Raw genomic sequence first — 6871 nt, forward strand, 5'->3', positions numbered from 1 at the left:
GGATTGCACGAGCCTTGAGGTCGGCGCGCTACCTGTGGGGCTGGCTTGCCGGCGATGGGGCGCGCAGCGGCCCCCGTCTATCGCTTGTTCAGGCCCTTCGCCAGGCGGTCCCCACCCAGCTGGATCAACGCCACCAACGCCACCAGCATGGCAATCACGGTCAGCATGATCTGGCTGTCAAAGCGCTGGTAGCCATACCGGTAGGCGATATCCCCCAAGCCGCCGGCACCGATTGCCCCGGCCATGGCCGAGGAGTTGATCAGGGTCACCAGGGTAATGGTGAAACCCCCGACGATGCCCGGCAGCGCCTCGGGCAACAGCACATGCCAGACGATGTGCCAGCGCCGGCAGCCCATGGCCTGTGCAGCTTCCACCAAACCATGGTCGACTTCGCGCAGGCTGACCTCGGCAATCCGCGCAAAAAACGGCGTGGCGGCAATGGTCAGCGGCACCACCGCCGCCCATACCCCGTAGGTAGTGCCTACCACCAGGCGGGTGAAGGGGATCAGCGCGACCATCAGGATCAGGAACGGGATCGAACGGAACAGGTTGACGAAGGCGCCCAGCACCCGGTTCAGCGGCGGTGCCTCGAAGATTCCGCCCTTGTCGCTGGTGACCAGCAGCACCGCCATCGGCACCCCCACCAGCAGGGCGATCAGCGACGACACGCCGACCATCAGCAAGGTATCGAGCAAGCCTTCCAGCAGGCGATCAAACCACATGGCCCAGTACCTCCACGTCCTCGGCCCAGCGGCGGGCACGTTCCAGCAGTTGATGGGTATCGTGCGGCGAGTGTTGCACCGACAGGATCAGTTGCCCCAAGGCATGCTCGCCAATGGTTTCCACGCCGCCCTGCAGCAGGCGCACGCGGCCGCCCAGGTCGTTGAACAGGGCAGACAGCTCGGGTTCGCCGAGCAGGGTCAGTTTCAGTACCAAAGCGCTGTCACGGCTAACCGGGCTCGCCCGCAAGCTGGCTTGCAGCGCGGCAGGCAACCTGGCCTGCAACGGTGCAAGCAGGGTGCGGGTGACCTCATGGCGTGGTGCGCCGAACACCCGCCAGACTTCGCCCTGCTCGACCACTTCGCCGCGCTCCAGCACGACCACCCGGTGGCAGATATCGCGGATCACCGCCATTTCGTGGGTGATCAGCACGATGGTCAGGCCCAGGCGCTGGTTGATGTCGCGCAGCAACTCAAGGATCGAAGCGGTGGTTTCCGGGTCCAGGGCCGAGGTGGCCTCGTCGCACAGCAAAATCTCGGGGTCGTGCACCAGCGCCCGGGCAATGCCGACGCGCTGTTTCTGCCCGCCGGACAGTTGCGCCGGGTACACGTGGTGTTTTTCCTGCAAGCCGACCAGCTCCAGCAGCTCGCGCACCTTGCGGTGGCGCTCGGCCTTGGCCACGCCGGCCACTTTCAACGGCAACTCGACGTTCTGCCACACGGCCTTGGCCGACATCAGGTTGAAGTGCTGGAAGATCATGCCGATGCGCCGGCGCAGCGCCACCAGGTGGTCCTCGTCGAAAGGCGCAATGTCCACCTGGTCGATCAGTACCCGGCCCTGGCTGGGTTGCTCCAGGCGGTTGATGGTGCGCAGCAGTGAAGACTTGCCGGCACCGCTGCGGCCGATGATGCCGAAGATCTCGCCATGGCGGATGTTCAGGTCGATGCCTTGCAAGGCGGGTTGCGTCTGGCCAGGGTAGGTCTTGCCCAGGCCGATGAAGCGCACATGGGCTTCATTGACCTCCGGGCGCAGGGCCTGTTCCTTGACCGTTGGCGGCAATGGTTGTGGTGTAGGCGCCCTGAGCGCGCTGGCCTGGCTCATGTCAGCCTTCCCAGCCGGCTTGGTAGAGCTTGCCGTGGGCTTTGTCCAATGCTGCGCGCACCACCGGCGAGTGCTGGTAGATGTCGACGAACCTGGCCAGCCGTGGGTCGTCCTTGCTTTGCGGGCGGATGACGAACTGGATCACGTATTCCTTGTTTTCCAGGCCGTCGAACAGCAATGCCGAGGTGGCATCAAAGGTGTTGGCCAGGCGGATGTAGGCCGGGTAGCCCTGCACCAGGTCTGCGTCGTCGTAGGCGCGTACCAGCTGAACCGCCTCGACCTGAAGGATTTTCAGCTTTTTCGGGTTGGCGACAATGTCGTCTTCGGTGGCCTTGTAGCCAACGCCTGGCTTCAGGGTGATCAGCCCAGCCTTGGCCAGCAGTTGCAGGCCGCGGCCGCTGTTGATCGGGTCGTTGGCGATGGCCACGCTGGCGCCTTCTGGCAGGTCGGCGAAGCTTTTGTACTTTTTCGAGTACAGGCCAACGTTGTTGATGATGCCCGATGCGTAAGGCACCAGGTTGAAGCCCGCAGCAGCCTTGGCGTTTTCCAGGAAGGGGATGTGCTGGAAGTAGTTCACGTCGATGTCGCCGCTGTTGAGGCTGACATTGGGCGCAATCCAGTCGCTGAATTCGATCAGCTTCACTTCCAGGCCTTGCTTGTGCGCTTCTTCCACTGCGGCTTCCAGCGGAATGGCAAAGGCCGAGGTGGTGCCGATCTTCAGCGGTTCGGCAGCCAGGGCACTGGCGGACAGGCCCAAGGTGAGGGCAAAGGCCGCGACGGGCCGGAACAGTTTCTCAAGCATGGTGCAGGGCTCCAGTCGGGGCAGGGGTTGGGGTAAAGCGGTAGGTCGAGCCCGGGTGATCGGCGGGCAAGTGCGGGTGGTCAGCCTGGAACAGCTTCTCGCGCAGGGTGCCTTCGGCGTAGGCGGTCTTGTAGCGGCCACGCTGTTGCAGCTGCGGGATGACCAGGTCGATGAAGTCCTCGAAGCTTTCCGGGGTGACGGTGCGGGTCAGGTTGAAGCCGTCCAGCCCGGTTTCGTCGATCCAGGCGATCAACTGTTCGGCCACCTGTTCCGGTGAGCCGACCAGGGTGACGTAGCGGCCACCCAGGGCGTGCTGTTCAAGCAGCCGACGGCGGGTCCAGGCGTTTTCCTGCAACTGGCGCGTGGCGGACTGGATGGCATTGCCCTGGCTGAAGCCAATCGGCTCGTCCAGCCCGTAGGCCGCAAAGTCGATGCCGGTGGATGCGGCGAAGTGCGCGACGCCGGCCTCGGGGCTTGCATGGCGCAGGTACTCGGCATGCTTGGCCTGGGCCGCTTGCTCGGTGGCGGCGACGATCACCGTGATGCCCATGAACACTTTGACCGCTTGCGGGTCGCGCCCGGCGGCCTGGGCGGCAGCGCGTACCTTGTCGACCTGGGCGCGGGTGGCGGCCTTGTTTTGGCCGTTGATGAACACGCATTCGGCATGGTTGCCGGCGAACGCCAGGCCACGCTGCGAGCTGCCGGCCTGGAACAATACCGGGGTGCGTTGCGGCGAGGGTTCGCTCAGGTGATAGCCCTCGACGTTGTAGAACTCGCCGTGGTGGCTGACCTTGCGCACCTTGTCGGGCTGGGCATAGACCCGCTGCTCGCGGTCTGCGACCACGGCGTCGTCGGCCCAGCTGCCTTCCAGCAGCTTGTACAGCACTTGCAGGTATTCGTCGGCTTGGTCATAACGGCGGTCATGCTCGGGCTGCTGTGTCAGGCCCATGGCCCGGGCGGCGCTGTCGAGGTAGCCGGTGACGATGTTCCAGCCCACCCGGCCATTGCTGAGGTGGTCGAGGGTGGAAAGGCGCCGGGCGAACAGGTACGGCGCCTCGTAGGTGAGGTTGGCGGTAAGGCCGAAACCCAGGTGGCGGGTGACCGCAGCCATGGCCGAAACCAGCAGCAGCGGGTCGTTGACCGGCAGCTGGATCGACTCCTTGAGGGTAACGTCCAGCGACTGGCCGTAGATGTCGTAGGTGCCGACGATGTCGGCAATGAACAGCCCGTCGAACAGGCCGCGCTCCAGCAGGCGTGCCAGGTCGGTCCAATATTCCAGCGACTTGTATTGGGTCGAGGTGTCCCGCGGGTGGGTCCACAGGCCGTGGTTGATGTGCCCGATGCAGTTCATGTTGAAGGCATTGAGCAGAATCTGCCTGGCCATCAGATGGTCCCCCGGCGTGGTGGGTTGGCATCGTTGAGGTAGTAGTTGCCGATGGCGTGATACTTCCAGCGCACCGGGTCGTGCAGGGTGTGCACGCGAGCGTTGCGCCAATGGCGGTCGAGGTTGTGCTCGGCAAGCGTGGCCTGGCTGCCGCCCAGTTCGAACAGCGCGGTACCGGCGGCGAGGGAAATCTCGGTGCTGATGGCCCGCGCTTCGGCCACGGCAATGGAGGCGGCGGCCACGTTGTCGGCGGTGCTGTCGTCGCGGGCGCGGTCGAGGTATTCGCCGGCGCGCTCCAGCAGGGCTTCGGCGGCATGCAGGCGGATCGCCAGGTGACCGAAGCTCTTCAGCGTCAGCGGGTCATCCGTGGCCTTGTCCAGGCCGGAGTCGACCCACGGGCGGCTGCGTGTGCGCACGAAGTGCAGGGCGTCTTCATAGGCGGCGCGGGCGATGCCGGTGTCGATGGCTGCATGGAGGATCTGCGCCAGCGGCCCGACCGGGGTAGGGCGCTCGAACGCGCTCTGGAACGGCACCACGTCGGCGGCGCTGACATACACGTTGTCGAACACCACCGAACCGCTGCCGGTGGTGCGCTGGCCGAAGCCGCTCCAGTCGTCGATCACCTGCAAGCCCTGGCTGTCGGCCGGGACGAAGGCCAGCTGCTGCACGCCTTGGTCATCAACGACCGAGGTAGGAATGCGCTGGGCGTAGATGGCGCCGGTGGAATAGAACTTGCGGCCGTTGATGCGAAAGCCCTCGCCGTCTCGGCTCAGGCGGGTGGTGCGCTCGTTGGCGGTCTTGGTGCCCAGCTCGGCCAGGGCATTGCCGAAGCGGCGGCCGGCGAGTACTTCGGCGTACAGGCGCTGTTGCTGTTCGGGGCTGCCGTTTACCCGCAGCACTTCCAGGCCGTAGAAATGGTTTTGCGGGATCTGCCCCAGCGAGCCGTCGGCCTGGGCGATACGGGCGATGACCTTGGCCAGGGTGACGTTGGACACGCCGGCGCCGCCAAAGGCCTTCGGCACGCTGATGGCCCACAGGCCGGAGCGGGTGAACAGCTCCAGTTCGGCGTGGGGCAGGCGGCGCTCGCGGTCGCGCAGGGCGCTGTCCCGGCGCAGTTGCTGGGCGATGTCTTCGGCGACATTCAGGGCTTCGGTGTCGCTGGTGATGATTTTTGTAGTCATGTTGTTTCTCCGTGGCCCTAGGGGCCGCTTCGCGCCCCCATCGCCGGCAAGCCAGCTCCCACAGGTACTGCACTGACCTCAATACCTGTGCAGTACCTGTGGGAGCTGGCTTGCCGGCGATTGGGCTGCAAAGCAGCCGCCAAGGCCTAAAAATCAGATCCAGGAATGCCGCGCAGGCAGGGTGCCGTTGAGGTGGTACGCACCCACCGCGTGGTACTTCCAGCGCACCGGGTCGTGCAGGGTGTGCACCCGGGCATTGCGCCAGTGGCGGTCGAGGTTGAACTCGGCAAGGGTGGCGCGGCTGCCGGCCAGCTCGAACAGCTTCTCGCTGGCCTGCAGGGCAATTTCGGTGGTCAGCACCTTGGCCTCGGCTACCGCAATCGAGGCCCGGGCCGCGCCGGCTGCGTCGATGGGCGCAGCATTGACCTCGTCGAGTACCCGGGCGGCCCTGCGCAGCAGCGCTTCGGCGGCGTGCAGCTCAAGCTTCAGCTTGCCGATGTCGGCGATCACATAAGGGTCGTCGCTGGCGCGGTCCACGTTGGCTTCAATCCACGGGCGGGACTTTTCACGCACGAAGGTGATCGCATCATCGATTGCCGCTTCGGCAATGCCGGCGTCAATCGCCGCCTGAATCAGCTGCGAGGCTGCGCCCTGGATGTTGGGGATGTCCCGCTGGCGCCAGTTGTCGATCACCAGCTCCGCGTCTACCGGCACCTGGTCCAGCAGCACAGTGCCGCTGGCGGTGGTGCGCTGGCCGAACCCGGACCAGTCATCGACGATGCGCAGCCCCGGGCTGCCACGGCGCACGAACGCCAGGCGCTGACGGCCTTCGTCATCCAGTGCCTTCACTGCTACCCAGTGGGCGAACAGCGCACCGGTGGAATAGAACTTTTCGCCGCTGATGCGATAGCTATCGCCCGTGCGGGTGATCCGGGCCTTGAGGGTGAGCGTGTCCTTGGTGCCGCGTTCGGGGCCGGCATTGCCGATGCGCCAACCGTCGAGCACGCTGCGGAAGATCAGCGCCTGTTGCGCCTCGGTGGCCGTCAGGCGAATCAGTTGCAGCATGCCGAACTGGTTCTGCGGGATCTGCCCCAAGGCCGGGTCGGCGGCGCTGATCAGGCGAAACACTTCGGCTACGGTTTCGAACGACACGTCGGGGCCGCCGTGGGCCTTTGGTACGCTGATGCTGCCCAGGCCACTGCGGGTGAACAGCTCGATCTCCGCCCACGGCAGTTTGCGTTGCTGGTCGCGGCGGGCGGCTTGCTCGCGGGCAACCTCGGCCAGTTCGCGGGCCGCTTGCAAGGCTTCGGCGTCGTTGCGCAGTACCTTGGCCGGCAGCAGCAGGGGCGAGCTGTCGAGATCGCTATGGAATTGGGTATTTGGCTGGCTGGACATCAGTACCGCTCCTTGGCTGCACTCAATGCCCTGGCGATACGCACTGGGGTGATTGTGATCCTGACCATTCCTGACCTCACAAAAAAGTTGTGTCGCTACAGCTGGTCGCGACAAAAGTGTGCTGGTCCGGTGGTCCGGTTTATATACCCTAATGCTTTATAAAAGGTTTATGAACTAACTCTTTGGAATATGTATAGAAGGATGGGATTTGCTTTTCATGTAGTGGCCCGATCGCCGGCAAGCCAGCTCCCACAGGTACGCCACATCATTCAAGCCCTGTGATGTACC

6 protein-coding genes are annotated in these 6871 nt (G+C 64.8%); all 6 read right to left on the reverse strand.

Features of this window, described 5'->3' with window-relative positions; genetic code table 11:
• Positions 1 to 77: 77 nt before the first annotated feature.
• Positions 78 to 722, reverse strand: coding sequence for a methionine ABC transporter permease (locus tag ACN6NG_RS00925; RefSeq protein WP_063423207.1), 645 nt, complete (start codon positions 720 to 722; stop codon positions 78 to 80).
• Positions 712 to 1821 carry a methionine ABC transporter ATP-binding protein gene (locus ACN6NG_RS00930; protein WP_474312767.1) on the reverse strand — a complete coding sequence of 370 codons (1110 nt, stop codon included), beginning with the start codon at positions 1819 to 1821 and terminating at the stop codon, positions 712 to 714. The genes ACN6NG_RS00925 and ACN6NG_RS00930 overlap by 11 nt, the downstream gene beginning before the upstream one ends.
• A 1-nt stretch (position 1822) precedes the next feature.
• A complete protein-coding gene (locus ACN6NG_RS00935) occupies positions 1823 to 2623 on the reverse strand; it encodes a MetQ/NlpA family ABC transporter substrate-binding protein (RefSeq protein ID WP_338745771.1) in 801 nt (266 codons plus the stop codon).
• The gene (locus tag ACN6NG_RS00940) at positions 2616 to 4007 is read right to left on the reverse strand and encodes an LLM class flavin-dependent oxidoreductase (protein WP_474312769.1); all 1392 of its coding nucleotides are present in this window, start codon (positions 4005 to 4007) and stop codon (positions 2616 to 2618) included. The genes ACN6NG_RS00935 and ACN6NG_RS00940 overlap by 8 nt, the downstream gene beginning before the upstream one ends.
• Positions 4007 to 5188 (reverse strand): SfnB family sulfur acquisition oxidoreductase, encoded by a 1182-nt coding sequence (locus ACN6NG_RS00945; protein ID WP_341797300.1) that lies wholly within the window; start codon positions 5186 to 5188, stop codon positions 4007 to 4009. The genes ACN6NG_RS00940 and ACN6NG_RS00945 overlap by 1 nt, the downstream gene beginning before the upstream one ends.
• A 153-nt stretch (positions 5189 to 5341) precedes the next feature.
• Positions 5342 to 6583 (reverse strand): SfnB family sulfur acquisition oxidoreductase, encoded by a 1242-nt coding sequence (locus ACN6NG_RS00950; protein ID WP_063423211.1) that lies wholly within the window; start codon positions 6581 to 6583, stop codon positions 5342 to 5344.
• Positions 6584 to 6871 lie beyond the last annotated feature (288 nt).

The sequence above is a fragment of the Pseudomonas sp. TSO6 genome, from assembly GCF_056098905.1.

Coding starts and splice junctions, on each gene's coding strand:
- ACN6NG_RS00935 (WP_338745771.1), bottom strand. CDS start 2,623: ATGCTTGAGAAACTGTTCCGGCCCGTCGCGGCCTTTGCCCTCACCTTG.
- ACN6NG_RS00940 (WP_474312769.1), bottom strand. CDS start 4,007: ATGGCCAGGCAGATTCTGCTCAATGCCTTCAACATGAACTGCATCGGG.
- ACN6NG_RS00945 (WP_341797300.1), bottom strand. CDS start 5,188: ATGACTACAAAAATCATCACCAGCGACACCGAAGCCCTGAATGTCGCC.
- ACN6NG_RS00950 (WP_063423211.1), bottom strand. CDS start 6,583: ATGTCCAGCCAGCCAAATACCCAATTCCATAGCGATCTCGACAGCTCG.
- ACN6NG_RS00925 (WP_063423207.1), bottom strand. CDS start 722: ATGTGGTTTGATCGCCTGCTGGAAGGCTTGCTCGATACCTTGCTGATG.
- ACN6NG_RS00930 (WP_474312767.1), bottom strand. CDS start 1,821: ATGAGCCAGGCCAGCGCGCTCAGGGCGCCTACACCACAACCATTGCCG.